16 protein-coding genes are annotated in these 17,551 nt (G+C 60.9%); 10 read left to right on the top strand and 6 right to left on the bottom strand.

The annotated features are described in order from the left end of the window. Position 1: 1 nt before the first annotated feature. From QEO92_RS12835 to QEO92_RS12825, 3 genes are all read right to left on the bottom strand, one after another. Complete coding sequence (locus tag QEO92_RS12835) at positions 2 to 463, bottom strand: PAS domain-containing protein (protein ID WP_227703291.1); 462 nt, start codon at positions 461 to 463, stop codon at positions 2 to 4. A gap of 36 nt (positions 464 to 499) precedes the next feature. After that, positions 500 to 1,225, bottom strand: a complete 726-nt coding sequence (locus QEO92_RS12830; protein WP_227703290.1) for a helix-turn-helix transcriptional regulator — start codon at positions 1,223 to 1,225, stop codon at positions 500 to 502. Positions 1,226 to 1,383: 158 nt separating this feature from the next. After that, positions 1,384 to 1,845 carry an Lrp/AsnC ligand binding domain-containing protein gene (locus QEO92_RS12825; RefSeq protein ID WP_037148112.1) on the bottom strand — a complete coding sequence of 154 codons (462 nt, stop codon included), beginning with the start codon at positions 1,843 to 1,845 and terminating at the stop codon, positions 1,384 to 1,386. Between the two features lie 104 nt (positions 1,846 to 1,949). On the opposite strand from QEO92_RS12825, the gene putA reads away from it, so the two are divergent. Further along, positions 1,950 to 5,078, top strand: a complete 3,129-nt coding sequence (gene putA / locus QEO92_RS12820) for a bifunctional proline dehydrogenase/L-glutamate gamma-semialdehyde dehydrogenase PutA (protein ID WP_407721259.1) — start codon at positions 1,950 to 1,952, stop codon at positions 5,076 to 5,078. Between the two features lie 198 nt (positions 5,079 to 5,276). On the opposite strand, the gene QEO92_RS12815 is transcribed toward putA, so the two are convergent. Further along, a complete protein-coding gene (locus tag QEO92_RS12815; protein WP_227703288.1) occupies positions 5,277 to 7,556 on the bottom strand; it encodes a TonB-dependent hemoglobin/transferrin/lactoferrin family receptor in 2,280 nt (759 codons plus the stop codon). Between the two features lie 303 nt (positions 7,557 to 7,859). On the opposite strand from QEO92_RS12815, the gene QEO92_RS12810 reads away from it, so the two are divergent. Then, a complete protein-coding gene (locus tag QEO92_RS12810; protein WP_227703287.1) occupies positions 7,860 to 9,539 on the top strand; it encodes a formate--tetrahydrofolate ligase in 1,680 nt (559 codons plus the stop codon). Between the two features lie 27 nt (positions 9,540 to 9,566). On the opposite strand, the gene QEO92_RS12805 is transcribed toward QEO92_RS12810, so the two are convergent. Then, the gene (locus QEO92_RS12805) at positions 9,567 to 10,466 is read right to left on the bottom strand and encodes an extensin-like domain-containing protein (RefSeq protein ID WP_227703286.1); all 900 of its coding nucleotides are present in this window, start codon (positions 10,464 to 10,466) and stop codon (positions 9,567 to 9,569) included. Between the two features lie 277 nt (positions 10,467 to 10,743). Here QEO92_RS12805 and QEO92_RS12800 point away from each other — a divergent pair, with 277 nt between their 5' ends. From QEO92_RS12800 to QEO92_RS12765, 8 genes are all read left to right on the top strand, one after another. After that, the gene (locus QEO92_RS12800) at positions 10,744 to 12,933 is read left to right on the top strand and encodes an anthranilate synthase (protein WP_037148103.1); all 2,190 of its coding nucleotides are present in this window, start codon (positions 10,744 to 10,746) and stop codon (positions 12,931 to 12,933) included. 2 nt (positions 12,934 to 12,935) lie between these two features. Next, positions 12,936 to 13,439, top strand: a complete 504-nt coding sequence (locus tag QEO92_RS12795) for a GNAT family N-acetyltransferase (RefSeq protein ID WP_227703285.1) — start codon at positions 12,936 to 12,938, stop codon at positions 13,437 to 13,439. 56 nt (positions 13,440 to 13,495) lie between these two features. Next, positions 13,496 to 14,104 (top strand): LysE family translocator, encoded by a 609-nt coding sequence (locus tag QEO92_RS12790; protein ID WP_227703284.1) that lies wholly within the window; start codon positions 13,496 to 13,498, stop codon positions 14,102 to 14,104. Between the two features lie 81 nt (positions 14,105 to 14,185). Then, on the top strand, positions 14,186 to 14,467 hold the full coding sequence (locus tag QEO92_RS12785) for a type II toxin-antitoxin system RelE/ParE family toxin (protein WP_227703283.1): 282 nt from the start codon (positions 14,186 to 14,188) through the stop codon (positions 14,465 to 14,467). A 27-nt stretch (positions 14,468 to 14,494) separates the two neighbouring features. Next, on the top strand, positions 14,495 to 14,797 hold the full coding sequence (locus QEO92_RS12780) for a HigA family addiction module antitoxin (RefSeq protein WP_037148097.1): 303 nt from the start codon (positions 14,495 to 14,497) through the stop codon (positions 14,795 to 14,797). Between the two features lie 181 nt (positions 14,798 to 14,978). After that, a complete protein-coding gene (locus tag QEO92_RS12775; protein WP_227703282.1) occupies positions 14,979 to 15,899 on the top strand; it encodes a cation diffusion facilitator family transporter in 921 nt (306 codons plus the stop codon). Further along, a complete protein-coding gene (queF, locus tag QEO92_RS12770; RefSeq protein ID WP_210054088.1) occupies positions 15,896 to 16,360 on the top strand; it encodes a preQ(1) synthase in 465 nt (154 codons plus the stop codon). The genes QEO92_RS12775 and queF overlap by 4 nt, the downstream gene beginning before the upstream one ends. A gap of 21 nt (positions 16,361 to 16,381) precedes the next feature. Continuing rightward, complete coding sequence (locus QEO92_RS12765; protein ID WP_227703281.1) at positions 16,382 to 16,579, top strand: hypothetical protein; 198 nt, start codon at positions 16,382 to 16,384, stop codon at positions 16,577 to 16,579. Positions 16,580 to 16,669: 90 nt separating this feature from the next. Here the strand turns inward: QEO92_RS12765 and QEO92_RS12760 are convergent, their stop codons facing one another. After that, positions 16,670 to 17,485 (bottom strand): DUF2076 domain-containing protein, encoded by an 816-nt coding sequence (locus QEO92_RS12760; protein WP_227703280.1) that lies wholly within the window; start codon positions 17,483 to 17,485, stop codon positions 16,670 to 16,672. Between the last annotated feature and the right edge of the window lie 66 nt (positions 17,486 to 17,551).

Below are 17,551 nucleotides of genomic sequence, written 5' to 3'. Positions count from 1 at the left end.
ATCAGGGGTCAGGCTCGTCGAGAAAAAACGTAGCGCCGGGGTGTTGAGCGAAGAATTCGTAGGTGAGTCCGACGACTTCGCCGCCGGTGCCTGGCCTGTCGCGAAACTTGCCGACGGTGCGGACATATTTGTAATCCTCGGCGTCGGCCCTCACTCGATAGATATTGTGGTAGATCAGTTTCTCGGCGCTGGCTCGCTCGAAGGTTTCCATCAATTGCGGCATGTCGTCGGGGTGGATACGGGCGGTGATGGCCATCAGGTTCACAGGTCCATCCTGCGGCTCCAGACCGAAGAGGCGACAGAGGTCCTCGGTCGCGAAGAAATGGCCAGTGTCCAGATCGATCCGCCAGAAGCCGTAGAGACGGAATGCCGAGGCGAGTTCAACCACCTCGGCAGGCGAGAGGCCAACTTCCTGATATTGAGTATTGACGCGTTTTTCGGTGTGCTGAACCCAAAACGGCAATCTCTTCCTCCCGGGGCCGGGAAGGTGTTCCCGAGCTTACATTATCAGTCGCAGCCTGAGTGCCTTAGCTACCAACTGGGTGCGGTTGACGCAATCCAGTTTCTTGATGGCATTGGTCATGTAGGCGTTCACCGTATGATCCGATAACGAAAGAATGCGGCCAATTTCAGCAGAGGTCTTGCCCTGCGCCGTCCAGCGGACAACCTCCAGTTCACGACTGGAAAGCGGGCCGGCGCCCACCGTTTTGGCGCTCCGGCGGATCTTGTCGAAGACATCGAAGGCATGCAGCACGATCATGCCGATCTCGTTGAGTTCCACCTGGGTCAGCCGCGGCCGAGTGCCATCGAAACGCAGCAGGAAACGGTCGCCATCGATGGAATTCAGGGCCATGGCGACGCTGGTGATCAACTTGTAGCGGCGCTGCAATTCCTCCATGGCTGCAGGGATCGCAAAACCGCGCACGTTCTCGGATTCATCGAGAGACCAGCAATAGGGCAGAACCGATTTGGAGATGATCGGCGCGACCGGGCAGAGACGCAGGAGGCGGCGGCGATCGAACTCCTGGATATAGGCGGAAGGCAGCGTCGTCTCGACGATCATCCGCGATACCAGATTCTCATCCGGCGAGCCTGCGGCAAAAAGCGTGACGTGCCGGAACCCGAACTCATGGGCGACGCGCTTCATCGCCGCAAAGATTTCCCCTGGCGAATCCGCGGTGGAAATCTCGCTGTTCAAGATCGACTGCCGTTCCAGAGTGATCATACGAGCAAAGCTGACAGGTGTTTATGTTATAGTTAACAAATATCTAAAACTGTTTGAATGGCCAACAAAATTTCGTGCAATGCAGCAAATATTCGCCTATTTTGTGATAGTCAATCAGTTTCTTTTTGCTATTTCAGGAGCTTAGCAGGAAGGATTTTTTAGACCGGGATATATCCGGTTCCCTTAATCTCCTCCATCACCGCATAGGTGTGGGTTTCCCGGACGCCCGGAAGCGGGAGAATCACCTCCGAGAGGAATTGTCGGTAAGCTTCCATTCCCGCCACCCGCGCCTTCACCAGATAGTCGAAACCGCCGGCCACCATATGACATTCCATCACATCGTCGCTGCGTTTGACGGCGGCTGCGAATGCGTCAAAAACGTCAGGAGTCGTGCGATCGAGCTTGACCTGGACGAAGACGAGCAGGTTGCGGCCGAGCTTCTCCGGTGAGAGCTGCGCGCTATAACCGAGGATATACCCCTCGCGGGTCAACCGCTTGACGCGCTCGGCCGTCGCGGTCGGCGAAAGGCTGACGCGATCTGCGAGTTCTATATTGCTCAGACGCCCCTCTTTCTGGAGCGCCCGGAGGATTTTGCGGTCGAGACGGTCGAGTTCCTTCATATTCCGCTACAAATCAAGAAAAATGATGTCCTATTTCCAGTTATTATCATGAAAATCCGCTGAAACCACCAGAGAATTCCCGCTATGTGGAGAATGAAACGGAGATGCCCATGAGCGACTATGCCACTGTCGAACCCTTCATTCCCTTTAGCGCGCCCTATGCCGGAGATGACGACCGGCTGATCCGACAGTTTGCGGCCCGTACAAGCTTTTCGCCCGCGCAGGATGCGGCAATCGACCAGCGGGCCAGGCGGATGATCAATGCCATCCGCGATGGCGGGGGCAAGGTCGGCGGCGTCGAGGATTTTTTGCGGGAATACGGTCTTTCGACGCGGGAAGGGCTGGCGCTGATGGTCCTTGCGGAGGCGCTTCTGCGCGTGCCGGACGCGCTGACGCAGGACCGCCTCATCGAGGACAAGTTGCGCGAGGGCGGCTGGAGCACCCATGAAGCCTCCGGCGAAAGCTGGTTCGTATCGGCTTCCGCCTGGGCGCTTGCCGTTTCGGCCCGTGTCATCGGCCCCGGTGAGACGCCGGAAGGAATCTTGCGCGGTCTCGTCAAGCGTGTCGGCCTGCCGACGGTGCGCAGCGCGACCAAGCAGGCGATGCGTTTCCTCGGCCATCATTTCGTGCTGGGCGAAACGATGAAGGATGCACTTTCCCGCGCCGCCAAAAGCGAGGAAAAGGGATACCGCCATTCCTTCGACATGCTGGGCGAGGGGGCTCGCACGGCCGAGGATGCCGGGCGCTATTTCCGATCCTATGCGGATGCGATCCAGGCGATCGGTGCGCATATGGCGAAGCGCGGCAAGGGCAAGCAGCTTCCCGACCGGATGGGCATTTCGGTCAAGCTCTCGGCGCTGCATCCGCGCTATCTCGCCACCCATCGCGACCGGGTGATGAAGGAACTCGTTCCCGCGCTCACCGACCTTGCCCGCATGGCCAAGGAGCATCAGCTCAATTTCACCGTCGATGCGGAAGAGGCCGACCGGCTGGAACTGTCGCTCGACGTCATCGCTGCCGTCTTCTCGGACTCGTCGCTTTCCGGCTGGGACGGCTTCGGTCTGGCGATCCAGGCCTATCAGAAGCGTGCGGCTGCGGTGATCGATTATGTCGATCAGCTCTGCGCGATGCTTGGCCGGCGCATGATGGTGCGGCTCGTGAAGGGCGCCTATTGGGATACGGAGGTGAAGCGGGCGCAGGAACGCGGGCTCGAGGACTATCCGGTCTGGACGCGCAAGCCGGCGACCGATCTTTCCTATCTCGCCTGCGCACAGCAGCTTCTTTCCAAGCGTGCACGCATCTTCCCGCAGTTTGCCACCCACAATGCGTTGACCGTCTCGACCATTCTGGAACTTGCAGGCCCGGATCGCACCGGGTTCGAATTCCAGCGGCTGCATGGCATGGGCGAGGCGCTCTATGACGACCTGCTCGAAAGCAACGACCGGATCGCCTGCCGCATCTATGCGCCGGTCGGCGGCTATCGCGACCTGCTCGCCTATCTGGTGCGGCGGCTGCTGGAGAATGGTGCGAATTCCTCCTTCGTGGCGGTTGCGGGCGACAAGCAGGTTCCGGTCGAAAAATTGCTGGAAAGGCCGGCCGCCCGGCTGGGTCTCGACGATGGTGCAAGCGCGCGGCACAAGCAGATTCCGCTGCCCTCCGACATCTATGGCCGCCGCAAGAACAGCGCTGGTTTCGAGTTCGGCCATCGCGAAAGTCTCGACCGGCTGATGGGGGATTTGTCGAAGCCGTTGCCGGAGGTAAAGGCCGGGCCGCTCGTCGCCGGTGTGACCTCCAGGGCGGAGGAAAAGCGGGTCACGTCGCCGGCCGACCGGTCGAAGACCGTCGGTACGGTGAAGGAGGCCACGCCTGCGGATGTGGATGCCGCATTCACCGCAGCCGACAAGGCGTTCAAGGCCTGGTCGCGCCAGCCGGTGGATACGCGCGCCGCGTGCCTGGAACGCATGGCCGGTCTGCTCGAAGAAAACCGCAACCGGCTGCTGGCATTGCTCGCTGCGGAAGCCGGCAAGACGCTGGACGACGGTATCGCGGAAATCCGCGAGGCGGTGGATTTTTGCCGCTACTATGCCGACAAGGCGCGCGAGCTTTTCGGTGCGCCGGTACAGATGCCGGGACCGACGGGGGAGGACAACCGCCACCTCTGGCGCGGCCGCGGCGTATTCGGCTGCATCTCGCCGTGGAATTTCCCTCTCGCCATCTTCCTGGGCCAGATATCGGCGGCGCTGGTCGCCGGCAACACGGTCATCGCCAAGCCCGCGCCGCAGACGCCGCTGATCGCCTATGAAGCCGTCAAGCTCTTTCACCAGGCGGGCGTACCGGCAGAAGCGCTGGCGCTCTTGCCGGGCGGGCCGGATGTCGGTTCTGCGATCACGGCGCATCCGAGGCTCGCCGGCGTCGCCTTCACCGGTTCCACGAAGACGGCGTGGGCAATCAACCGGACGCTGGCCGCGAAGGACGGTCCGATCGTGCCGCTGATCGCAGAAACCGGCGGCATCAACGCGATGATCGTCGATGCGACAGCGCTTTCCGAACAGGTCGCGGACGATGTGGTCGTGTCGGCTTTCCGTTCGGCAGGCCAGCGCTGCTCGGCGCTTCGCATCCTGTTCCTGCAGGAGGACGTGGCGGACGGGATGTTGAAGATGATCGAGGGCGCGGCGGCCGAACTCAATCTCGGGGATCCTTCGAAGCAGAATACCGATGTCGGGCCGATCATCGACGAGAACCAGCGGCAGATGCTCGCCGACCACGTGGCCGAGATGCGCGTGAAGCAGAAGGTGTGCTATGCCGGCAACGTGCCGGAGACGGGCAACTTCTTCGCGCCTCACATCATCGAGCTCGACAGTCCGGCGGCACTCACCAGGGAGGTGTTCGGTCCCGTGCTGCACGTGGTGCGCTGGAAGGCGAAGGAACTCGACAAGGTGCTCGCCGCAGTCGATGCGACGGGCTACGGGCTGACGCTTGGCGTCCATAGCCGCATCGAATCCACCATTCGCAAGGTGACCGAAGCGCTCGATACCGGCAATGTCTACATCAACCGCAACATGATCGGCGCCGTGGTGGGCACGCAGCCCTTCGGCGGCTCCAAGCTTTCCGGCACCGGCTTCAAGGCAGGCGGCCCGGCCTATCTGATGCGGTTTGCGGAGGAACAGGTGATTTCGGTCAACACTGCGGCGGCGGGCGGCAATGCCAGCCTGATCGCGATCGGCGAGGGGTGAGGAACGGTCCGGCGGAGCCAGAGCAATCGATCCAGTGAATCGATTGCAGTGACGAACGCGCTGAGCGAAAGCGAAGCGCCGGGAGACGGTGAGGAGCTCAGGCCGCTCCGGGGCCTTCCTGGTTGCAGAGAAGTCTTGGCAAACGAAGAAACGCCGCGCCCTGGCGGCGCGGCGTTTCCGGTCTCGGACAAGAAGTGATCAGAACTTCTTGCTGATGGAGACTTTGAAGGTTCGGCCCGGCTCGCTGTAATAGTCGCGGCTGGCGATGGTCGTGCCGTCCGGTACGCTGACGGCGTCCCAATATTTCTTGTCGAAAACGTTGAAGACACCTGCCTGCACCTTCAGGCCCTTGACATCCACCTCACCGATCTGTTCGGGAGCCCACCAGGCGGACAGATCGACAATGCCGTAGCCCGGAGCTTCGAAGCCGCTGCCGCTGACCTTGTCGCGGTCCGCCGCCATGGTGAGCGAGACGTCCGTTCCCCAGGTTTCCTGCGCATATCCGAGGCCGACGATGGCGCGCAGCGGAGCGACGGAGTTCAGATATGCGCCCGTTTCGCTATCGCGGCCGTTGGTCCAGGCAAACGAACCCCAGGTGCGCCAATGCGGATGGAACCGCCATTCGCCGGCGAGTTCGATACCGTAGATGCGGACCTTATTGATGTTGTCGTAACCGGTGATGCCGCCGATCGGATATTCTCCGCCGGGCGGTGCAATCGTGACGGTGTCGATGAAGTTGCGGTAGTAGTTGTTGAACACGGTTGCCGAAACGGAATAGTCGGTCCCCGCATATTTGGCGCCGATCTCGAAGCCGTTGCTGGTTTCGGTTTCGAGGTCGGGATTGCCTATGCGGGCATAGGAACCCGGTGCGCCGTAATTCTGGTAGAGTTCCGTCACCGTCGGCGCGCGGAAGCCTCTCGCATATTGCGCGAAGAGTTCGAGTTCGGGAGTCGCCTGCCATGCGAAGCGCAGCTTCGGCGAGATACCGAAGTCGTCGTTCGAGTTCAGATAGGACGGATCGTAGTTCGGGCTTCGTTCGAAGGCCGCGGTGGATTTCGGATCGTGGCTGTACCAGTCGAAGCGCACACCCGGAGTGATGGTGAGGCGATTGTCCATCAGTTTGATGTCGTCTTCCACGAAGGCGCCGAACACGACGCTATCCACATCGGGCATGTCCGAGGCGTTGGAATGCAGAAGGCGGCAGGACTGCGGGCCATAGGGTTGAGGAACGGTCGTCCAGTCGACATCCGGGCAATTATCGACCCCGGAGGAGTATTGGTGGGTCTTTTGCCAGTAGAGTTCGCCGCCGAACCGGAATTCATGCGCCACTCCGCCGATCTCAAGTTCTTTCTCGGCATTGCCGGTGATGCCGTAGGAGGTTTGCTCGATCATGTTGTCGCGCTTGTAGACGCCGTAGGGGGGGCCATAGTGCCAGCCGGCACCGCCCGGTGCGAAGGCGCGAGGATCAATCAGCCGGATCGCATCCGTCGTATTGTTCAGCTTTTCCTTCTGCCAATAGATGTTGACGCTCGCCTGGTCGACAATATCGGTGCCATCGGGGGAGATGAAGTCGTAGGAGCCGGAGAAGCGCTTGCGATCGACTTCCTCGCCGGACTTGAAGCCGCCCTGCTCATAGCTGGACGTTGTGCCGCGCATGTTGTCGAAGTCCTCGTCGCGGTTGAAGAGGTCCGCCGTCAGCCCGAAGCGGTGACCGCCTTCCAGATACTGATGGAACTTCACGAGGAGGTTCTTTTGAACGAAGTCGGCCGGATTGGCTTCCGTTCGGGTCGTACCATAACCGCCGATGTGTCCCTGGTTCTCGGTCTCGTGGCCCTTCTTGTAACCGCCCTGGACGAGCAGCCAGCTATCGTTGAACCTGCCGGCGATGGCGGCATTGCCGCCCGCGCTCTGGTCCGCGCTGTCATAGGTGGTTTTGGTGAGCGCGCCGAAATTCTTGCCTTCCTCGATCAGGTCCTCCGGATTGAGGGTGCGCAGTTCCACGACGCCGCCCAGTGTGCCGGAGCCGTAGCGACTGGAATCGGCACCCTTGGTGATATCGACTGAAGACAAGCTGTCGAAATCGAAGGAATTGACACCGCCCTGGGCGCTGTCGCGCGGGTCAGTGAGCCAGGGCAGACGAATGCCGTCGATCGTCGTCAGGACACGCTGGTCCTGCAGACCGCGGATATTGACGCTTTTGGTGTTGCTGTTGAAATTCACGCCGGCATCGATGCGGCGGGCGAAATCCTTGAAATCGGTGACCATGCGCTCCTGGATTTTTGCGCGCTCAGTGGTCTGTGTCTGCGGGGAATCTGCAACCCGACCGCCTTTCTCCGTCGTCAGCACAATCGGTTTCAGCTCTGTCGACTGGTCGTCCGTCGTCGCCTCCTGCGCATAAGCCGTGGAGGTGATACCCAGTGCCATGACCATGGCAGTTCCAGCCCAAAGATGCTGGTGTCGTAAAAAGCGTGAACCCATGAAAGCCCCCTTTAAAAAGCATGCGGCAACGTCGCGCGCCGTTCATTGCCCAACGCGCGGAAAAGAATTCGGATTTGTCGATTTCCGCTCAGCGGAAGCCCCGGCGGCGAGAATTAAAAATCTAAACAAAAGGAGTCAAGTTTGAATCTGACTTTTTTAGTCAAGTTATCGTGTGATGCGTAAAAGCCACACTTCTGGGGGCGTCCCTTTCCATCACTGCCATTCCCACATTACGTTTCCTTCGCTATTCATAACCGCACGGGCATATTCGAACTCCACAGAACGAACGGGAGCGGGGAACGCATGGCAGCCGTCAAATCGGATATCGAGATTGCGCGCGCCGCGAAGAAAAAGCCGATCGCCGAAATCGGCGCGCGGCTGGGGATACCGGCGGATGCGCTGGCGCCCTATGGTTACGACAAGGCGAAGGTCGGGGCCGATTTTATCACCTCGCTTTCAGATCGTCCGGACGGCAAGCTTATCCTCGTCACGGCGATCAATCCGACGCCGGCGGGCGAGGGCAAGACCACGACGACCGTGGGTTTGGGCGACGGGCTCAACCGCATCGGCAAAAAGGCCGTGATCTGCGTCCGCGAGCCGTCGCTCGGGCCCTGCTTCGGAACGAAAGGCGGAGCGGCCGGCGGCGGTTATGCCCAGGTCGTGCCGATGGAAGATATCAACCTGCACTTCACCGGCGATTTCCACGCCATCACGGCGGCGCACAACCTGCTCGCCGCGATGATCGACAACCACGTCTATTGGGGGAACGCCGAGAACATCGACGTGCGGCGCATCACCTGGCGGCGGGTGATGGACATGAACGACCGGGCTCTGCGCCAGATGGTTGCCTCACTCGGTGGTGTGGCCAACGGTTTCCCACGGGAGAGCGGGTTCGATATCACCGTCGCCTCGGAAGTCATGGCGATCCTCTGCCTGGCGTCGGACCTCAACGACCTCGAACGGCGGCTCGGCGACATTGTCGTCGGATACCGGTTCGACAGGACGCCGGTGTTTGCGCGCGACATCAAGGCCCATCGGGCGATGACGGTTCTGCTCAAGGATGCCATGCAGCCGAACCTCGTGCAGACGCTGGAAAACAATCCGGCCTTTGTGCATGGCGGGCCTTTCGCCAATATCGCGCATGGCTGCAATTCGGTGATCGCCACCAGGACGGCGCTGAAGCTCGGTGACTACGTGGTGACGGAAGCGGGTTTCGGGGCAGATCTCGGGGCGGAGAAATTCTTCGACATCAAGTGCCGCAAGGCTGGACTGAAGCCTCACGCGGCGGTGATCGTCGCAACCGTCAGGGCGCTCAAGATGAACGGCGGAGTGAGGAAGGACGATCTTTCCGCTGAAAATGTCGAGGCGCTGCAGCGCGGATGCGCCAATCTCGGCCGTCACATCGCAAATGTGCGGAAATTCGGCGTGCCGGTGGTCGTCGCCATCAACCATTTCACGTCGGATACCGATGCCGAAATCTCTGCCGTGAAAGACTATGCGGCGCGGCACGGATCCGACGCCATTCTCTGCCGTCACTGGGCGGAGGGTTCGGCGGGCATCGAGGAACTGGCGGAAAAGGTGGTCGAGCTTGCCGAGGGCGGTCAGGCGAAATTCCAGCCGCTCTATCCCGACCATCTGCCACTGATGGAGAAGATCGAGATCATCGCTTCGAAAATCTATCATGCCGGCGAGGTGACGTCCGACAGGGGCGTGCAGGACCAGTTGAAGACCTGGGAGGAACAGGGCTACGGCGACCTGCCGATCTGCGTCGCCAAGACGCAATATTCCTTCTCCACCGATCCCAACCTGCGCGGCGCGCCGGAAGGGCATGTCGTGCATGTGCGCGAGGTCAGGCTTTCGGCCGGCGCCGGCTTCGTCGTCGCCATCACCGGCGAGATCATGACCATGCCGGGCCTGCCGCGCGTACCTTCGGCCGAGCGGATTTTCCTGAATGACGAGGGGTTTGTGGAAGGGTTGTTCTGATAGATTTCAGGCAGTGCCCAATCTGATTCACCGGCAATACCTGTACCCGTTCCTCCTCTCCATGATGTCGAGATGCAGGTGAGTCTGGTGTGCGGCATCGCTGCCGGGTGACAGGACGGTGGTGAAGTGCAGGCAGGCGCCGGCGGTCGCGGTGCGCTGGAATGCTCCTTCGAGTGTGGAATCCTCGTCGCGTGGCTTCATCTCCATCGTCTCGCCATTGTCGAGCCTGAAGGCGGCGACATCGATGGCGTTGCCGCGGGCGTGCTCGGAAATCTTGCCGGTCGACGCGCCGTTTCGCAGACGGCAGGCATAGGTGGAGCCGGGCGCAATGCCGACGATCTTCCGCCCCGGCATCGCGATGTTCATCGCGGGCTGGACGGTGTCCTTCAGCCAGTGCGCAATGGTCACCGCGGTTTTGCATCGCATGGTGGCGCCGCCGAGCTCGACGCCGGGCAGGACTTCCGCGACCTCGACCGGATGTTCGATGCCGCAGCCATTGCCGTCGTCGATCGGATCGCCCGGCTCGAATTTCGCGCCGAGTGCGGAAAGTTCAGCCAGGCAAGCTTTCAGTTCTTCCGGATCTTCCTTGACGAGCGGGGGCGGAGGCGGTGGAGCTTCGGCCTCGTCTTCCTCCTTTTCCTTACCGTCGGGCTTTGGTCCATCGTCCGGGGTAGTCGCGGAAGGAGCTTGCCGCGGCGGTTTTTCTTCAGGCTTTGGCAAGGGTGCGGGAACTTCGGCGGCCCTGGGCTGTTCGGATTTCATTGCCGGGACTTCGGGTTCCTCGCTCCGAACTTCGGGCGCCGCAGCCTCCGGTGCCGACTCGGTCCTTTCGGCCGGCTTTGCGGATGGAACAGGGCCGTGCTTCGGCAGGGTGGCGGCGAGCAAAAGCGGTACGCTCATCGCAAGCAGGCAAAGGGATCGCTTCATGCTTCTGGCTTCCTCCGGCAGGTTGGCGGAGGAGCAACGCATTTCCCTTCCGTTTGGTCGCATCGTGAGCCGAAGAAATTCGCTTGCGCGTAGCCGCGAGCCAAGCTAACAATTCCGCCCATGACGATTTCGATGAACATTGGTAACTGGTGGCCGGCACGCATTACGCGGCCTTGACCAGTCATGTCCATCGACAAGACCAAAGCCGCCCGAGAACCGAGGCGGCTTTTTTATTGGCCGCACGGGGATCGGCGAACCAGATCGGAGAGGCAGGACAATGGTAACGATCATTCGGGATGACGGTTCGGAAGTCTACGAGACCCGCGGAGGGATCACCGTCAGCCGGCAGCGGCGCGCGGCCGACTATGCGACGGCGATTTCCTCCTATGTCGACCGGCTCGACGAGCGGCGGGGCGCCGTCTTCTCCTCCAACTACGAATATCCGGGCCGCTATACCCGCTGGGATACGGCGATCGCCGATCCGCCGCTCGGGATTTCCTGCAACGGCCGCAGGGTGTGGATCGAAGCCTATAACGAGCGGGGCGAGGTGCTGCTCGGTTTCGTCGCCGACAAGCTGAAGACGGTCGCCGACCTGACGCTGGGTGAACGGACCGCCGGCCGGCTGGACCTTACTGTCAATGAGCCGACGCGCGTCTTCACCGAGGAAGAGCGCTCCAAGATGCCGACGGTCTTCTCCGTGCTGCGGGCGATCGTCGATCTCTTTTATTCGGAAGCGGACTCGGCGATCGGCCTGTTCGGCGCCTTCGGCTACGACCTTGCCTTCCAGTTCGATGCCATCAAGCTCTCCATGGCGCGACCGGAAGACCAGCGCGACATGGTGCTTTTCCTGCCCGACGAGATCCTGGTCGTCGACCATCACGCGGCCAAGGCCTGGATCGACCGCTATGATTTTTCAAAGGATGGCGCCACGACCGAAGGCAAGTCGGCCGATATCGCGCCGGAACCTTTCCAGCGGACGACCACGACGCCGCCGAAGGGCGACCATAAGCCGGGCGAATATGCCGAGCTTGTGGTGAAGGCGAAGGAGAGTTTCCGGCGCGGCGACCTGTTCGAGGTCGTGCCCGGCCAGAAATTCATGGAGCGGTGCGACTCGAAGCCGTCGGAGATTTCCAACCGGTTGAAGGCGATCAATCCGTCGCCCTATTCCTTCTTCATCAATCTCGGAAACCAGGAATATCTGATCGGCGCCTCGCCGGAAATGTTCGTGCGGGTCTCCGGCCGGCGCATCGAGACCTGCCCGATCTCCGGCACGATCAAGCGCGGAGAGGATGCGATCTCGGATTCGGAGCAGATCCTGAAGCTGCTCAATTCCAAGAAGGACGAGTCCGAACTCACCATGTGCTCGGATGTCGACCGGAACGACAAGTCGCGCGTCTGCGAACCGGGGTCGGTGAAGGTGATCGGCCGGCGGCAGATCGAGATGTATTCGCGGCTCATCCATACCGTCGACCATATCGAAGGACGCTTGCGGGAGGACATGGACGCCTTCGACGGTTTTCTCTCCCACGCCTGGGCCGTTACGGTCACCGGCGCGCCGAAGCTGTGGGCGATGCGCTTCATCGAGAACCACGAGAAGAGCCCGCGCGCCTGGTATGGCGGGGCGATCGGCATGGTCGGCTTCAACGGCGACATGAACACCGGGCTGACGCTCAGGACCATCCGTGTGAAAGACGGTATCGCGGAAGTGCGGGCCGGCGCGACGCTGCTCAATGATTCCGATCCGCATGAAGAGGAGGCCGAGACCGAGCTCAAGGCATCCGCCATGATCGCTGCGATCCGCGATGCCCGCACCGGCAATACGGCGAAGATCGGTCGCGACGTGGCGCGGGTCGGGCAAGGGGTCAAGATCCTGCTCGTCGATCATGAGGACAGTTTCGTCCATACGCTCGCCAACTATTTCCGCCAGACGGGTGCCACCGTGTCGACGGTGCGCTCCCCGGTGGCGGAAGAGGTGTTCGACCGCTTCGATCCGGACCTCGTGGTGCTGTCGCCGGGTCCTGGCAATCCGAAGGATTTCGACTGCAAGGCGACGATCAAAAAGGCGAGGGCAAGAAACTTGCCGATCTTCGGCGTCTGCCTCGGCTTGCAGGCGCTGGCGGAAGCCTATGGCGGGGAACTCCGGCATCTGGCGCTGCCGATGCACGGCAAGCCGTCGCGCATCCGGGTGCTGGAGCCGGGTATCGTCTTTTCCGGCCTTGCGAAGGAAGTGACGGTCGGTCGTTACCACTCGATCTTCGCCGATCCGAAGACATTGCATCCGGATTTCATCATCACGGCGGAAAGCGAGGACGGCACGATCATGGGCATCGAGCACGCCAAGGAACCGGTGGCGGCGGTGCAGTTCCATCCGGAATCGATCATGACGCTTGGCGGCGATGCCGGCATGCGGATGATCGAGAACGTCGTGGCGCATTTGTCGCGCAAGGCCAAGATCAAGGCGGCGTGAGAATGCTGTCCGAAACCATCGCGATCGAATCCATCCGCGAAGACCATATCGAGAGCTTCCACACGGCGCTCGATACGGTCTCGCGCGAGCGGAAATATTTGAGCTTCCTGGAGGCGCCGCCGCTGGAATCGACGCGCACCTTTGTGCTCGGCATGATCGAGGACGGCCATCCGCAATTCGTGGCGGTGGCTGATGACGGGGTGGTCGGCTGGTGCGATATCCGCCGCCACGACCGGCCGAGCCACGCCCATCGCGGAACTCTCGGCATGGGGATCATCCCCGGTTACCGGGACAAAGGGCTCGGGACGCGGCTGATCTCGGCGACGCTTGAGGCGGCGCGCGAAATCGGCCTGCATCGTGTCGAGCTGGACGTTCACGCGGATAACCCGCGGGCCATAGCGCTTTACGAAAAGGTCGGCTTCGTGCGGGAAGGTATGGCGCGCGATGCGGTCAAGATCGACGGGCGGTTTATCGATGCGATCCAGATGGCGGTGGTTTTCGGCTAGGCTTTCGCGAGCGTAGATATTGGAAGCCGCGCCGGAGGCATTTCGAGGAGGAGCCAATGACAGGTTGGGATGCGGTCTGGTTTTTCATCATATCCTTCACGATCGCGGCTGCCCTTCCAGGGGCGGGCCAGGGTGCGCTGATCGCTCAGGTCATGTCCCGCGGCGGCCGCAATGCTGTTCCGTTCGCGATCGGTATGGTGTCCGGCAATTTCCTGTGGTTGACGGCCGCCGTGCTGGGCCTTTCGCAATTGGCGTTGCGCTTCGAGCCGGTGTTTATTGCGGTGAAATGGCTTGGTGTCGCTTATCTGATTTTCCTCGCCTTCAGGCTCTGGAATGCCGGGGCAATGCCCTCGGTTCCGCGCGAGACCGACAAGGCGCAAGGCTTTCTTTCCGGTGCCTTCCTGACGATCGGAAATCCGAAAGCAGTGGTCTTTTTCGGTGCCATCCTGCCGCACGCCTTCGATATGGGCGCGCTGTCCCTCCAGCAGTTGAGCTTCATCCTGATCGGCGGCGTGTCCATCGATCTTGCCGTTCAGACCGTCTATGTCCTGGTGGCCGAGCGAGCCCGCCGGCTGGTGCAATCAGAGCGCCACATGAGGATCGTCAATCGCTGCTCTGCCGGAATCATCACGGGCTCGGCCGTGATGATCGCTTCGAGAACGTGAGGGAAAATGGTATCGCTGCCTGATACTTTTCGATTGATTTCTGGTGGTATCTCTCTATGATACGTTCATTGGAGGCTGGCCGTGATTCGATCGTTCAGGGACAAGCTCACTCAATCGATCGATGACGGCACGGTCAGGAAAGGTTTCCCTTCCGATCTGGTTCGTCGCGCCCAACAATTGCTGACTGTCTTAAATGCGGCAACATCTTTGGAAGACCTTCGCTCTCCACCGGGTAACCGGTTGGAAAAGCTCTCCGGAGATCGAGAAGGCCAGCATTCAATCCGCATCAACAAGCAGTGGCGGATTTGCTTCGTCTGGACTGAAGCCGGGCCGGGAGAGGTGGAAATCACTGATTACCATTAGCCGATCGTGGCACAAAGGAGATTGATCATGAGTGTCAGCAAACTGCCGCCTATTCATCCCGGTGAGATTCTATGCGACCTCTATCTCAGGCCTTTGGAGATGACCCCATATGCGTTGGCCAAGAAGCTGAACGTACCGCGCACGCGTATTGAACGCATTGTTGCCCAGAAGACCGGCATCACGTCGGATACCGCTCTGCGCCTGGCCAGATTCTTCAGGACTTCGCCGGAATTCTGGATGAATCTTCAAAACAGCTTCGATCTGAAGATCGAGGCGCAGGCTCTGAAAGATGAACTGAAGCGCATTCCGGAATACGAGGCTGCTGCTTGATGCCGTTGTGATCAAGGGATGTTCCGTCGCGGTTGTCGATATCGCCTTTGACAAACCTTTCCGCCTGATCCATATACCCGGCCATTCGAAACCGCCGGAGCGAGATGTCCTCGCTCCGGCGGTTTCGGCGTTTTGGACTTCAGGTCCTGCAAATCGTTCGCATGCGCATGAGGAACTGGTGATGGTATCGGTAAGGGTTGATCCCATAGTCGAGCGGCTTGCCTTCTGGGGCATTCCCGTGTCCTTCGGCGTCATGGGGCTCAAGCTTCTGGCCTGGTGGGTGACGGGTTCGGTGGCGCTCCTGTCGGACGGGCTGGAGTCGACCGTCAATGTGGTCGCCGCCTTCATTGCCTATTTCGTCATCCGCTATGCACAACGCCCAGCGGACGAGGATCACCAGTTCGGGCATTACAAGGCGGAATATATTTCGGCGGTCATCGAGGGCGTGCTGATCGTCGTCGCGGCGCTGCTGATCATCCAGGAGGCATGGGGCGCGTTGTTTTCGCCGAAGCTTCTGGATGCGCCGGTGCTCGGTCTGGCGATCAATGGGTTGGCGGCGCTCGTCAACTCCGGCTGGGCAACACTGCTGATCCGGGTCGGCAAGGCGCATCGTTCGCCGGCGCTGACGGCGGACGGCCATCACGTCATGTCGGACGTGGTGACGTCCGCAGGCGTGTTTGCCGGCCTCATCCTCGCCGTCATGACGGGCTATGCGATTCTCGATCCGGTGCTCGCCATCCTGGTTGCCTGTAACATCCTGTTCCAGGGTTACAGGGTGATTTCGCAGTCGGTCGGCGGGCTGATGGACCGGGCGCTCGAGCCTGACGAAGAGGCGGCGGTGCGCGAGGCGATCACGACCCATTCGGAAGGCGCACTCGGCGTGCATGATCTCAAATCGCGGCGCGCCGGGGCGGCCGCCTTCATCGATTTCCATCTGGTCGTGCCGGCCGGCATGAGCGTCGATCAGGCACATCGGATCTGCGACCGCTTGGAAGATGCGATCAAAACGATTATTCCCGAGGCCACATTGGCGATCCATGTGGAGCCCGAAGGCGAGCGCGCTCATGGACAGAAGGTAGACGTCGAAGGAACTGACAAATGACGATGACGGATGTGAGCGGGCTTTCGCAGCTCGGATCGAAGGTCGAGGCGCCGCAGAGCCCGGAAGCCGCGGTTCTCGAAAAGGTGCCGAACGGCAACCAGGGCACCGACTATGTGGTGCGCTTCACCGCGCCGGAATTCACCTCGCTCTGCCCGATGACTGGCCAGCCGGATTTCGCGCATATCGTGATCGACTACATTCCGGACGGATATCTGGTGGAATCGAAGTCGCTCAAGCTCTTCCTGCATTCCTTCCGCAACCACGGCGCCTTCCACGAGGATTGCTCGATCTATATCGCCAGGCGAATCGTCGACCTCCTCCAGCCGAAATGGCTGAGGATCGGCGCCTACTGGTATCCGCGCGGCGGTATTCCGATCGACGTTTTCTGGCAGACCGGCGAGGCGCCGGCCGGCGTCTGGCTGCCGGAGCAGGGCGTGCCGACATATCGGGGGCGTGGATGAATGATTTAGGTAAAAGGGCCAATGTCTGACAATTATGAAGATACTGAGGTATTGGCCTTGCTAAGGCAGACAGCTCAATCGAGAGTCAAGCTGGCCAGAGCCATGTTGGCTGTTTATGCGGCAGACGCATTCGATCATCCCGCCACGCCTGAAGACATCACGCGATGGACTGAGGAACTGGCAGACGCCGAAAAAGAACTTCGGCGTCTGAGCAACTAACCTGCTTTATTTTAAAGTTCGCCCTGCAGATAAAGTTTTAGGACCGCATCGACGGTCACGTCGCCACAAGAACATCCCCTATTCAGAGGCTCACACGTCCATCGAGTCGTCGCTGTCGAAATCGCCGTCGTCGAAGTCCTGCTGGTCGTCGGCCAAGTCATCGCTGCCGTAATCGGCCTGCTGCCATCCGTCGTTTGAATCGGCGTCGTTCGCGTCGCGGTCACCGGCATTTGCATTATCGTTGTCAGAAGCTTCCCGGATCGCATCATCACCGTAATTGTTGTTGATCACGGTTTCCCCAGTCGGGGTGTTGCCGAAGGGGTTGGCGCCTTCCGAAGGCGAACCCCAGCCAAGCGACGACATGTGGCTGCCGAAGATGCCTGAAAGCGAGTTGGCGAGCAGCATGCCGCCCGCAACGCCGGCTGCAGTGCCGAGCGCGCCGCGCAGAAAGCCGCCGCCGGCGGAAGATGCAAGGGCCTGGCTTCCCCAGGGGCCGGAAGATGGCGGCGGGACGCGATAGCCATCGTCGTGATCCCGGTTCGTCCGGTAGCTCTGGCGTGGGGCATGGCTCCACGGGCCGGAGGAGGGGCCGGGCGTCGGATGCTGGGATTGGCTCGAACCGAAGACGGAACTCAGGAAACCGCCGCCCTGTTCGGCGCGATGATGTTCGCTCTCGCCGGCTTCGAGCTCATGGATCCGTTCTTCGAGTTCCTTGATGCGGTTGGCTGCGGCTTCCAGGCCCTTTTCCTGCACGATGACGGCCTGGGCCAGATAATAGGTGGCATAGGGCTGTTCACGGGTTGCCTGATCGATGAAGCCTTCCGCTTCGCGATCGCGTAGTGTTGCAGATGCCGTCCGCACACGATCGAAAAGGGTGGTGAGAAGCTGGCGTTCTTCCGGTGACATATCTGCCTCCTTGAGGGCGGTTGCCATGATCAGGGAGGTAGAAAGCGATTTCGGCTTTTCCAAGCC

The organism is Neorhizobium petrolearium (genome assembly GCF_029854435.1).
Lineage (GTDB): Bacteria > Pseudomonadota > Alphaproteobacteria > Rhizobiales > Rhizobiaceae > Neorhizobium > Neorhizobium petrolearium.
The sequence above is the reverse complement of the archived record's forward strand: the minus strand, read 5'-3'. Positions and strand labels throughout refer to the sequence as shown.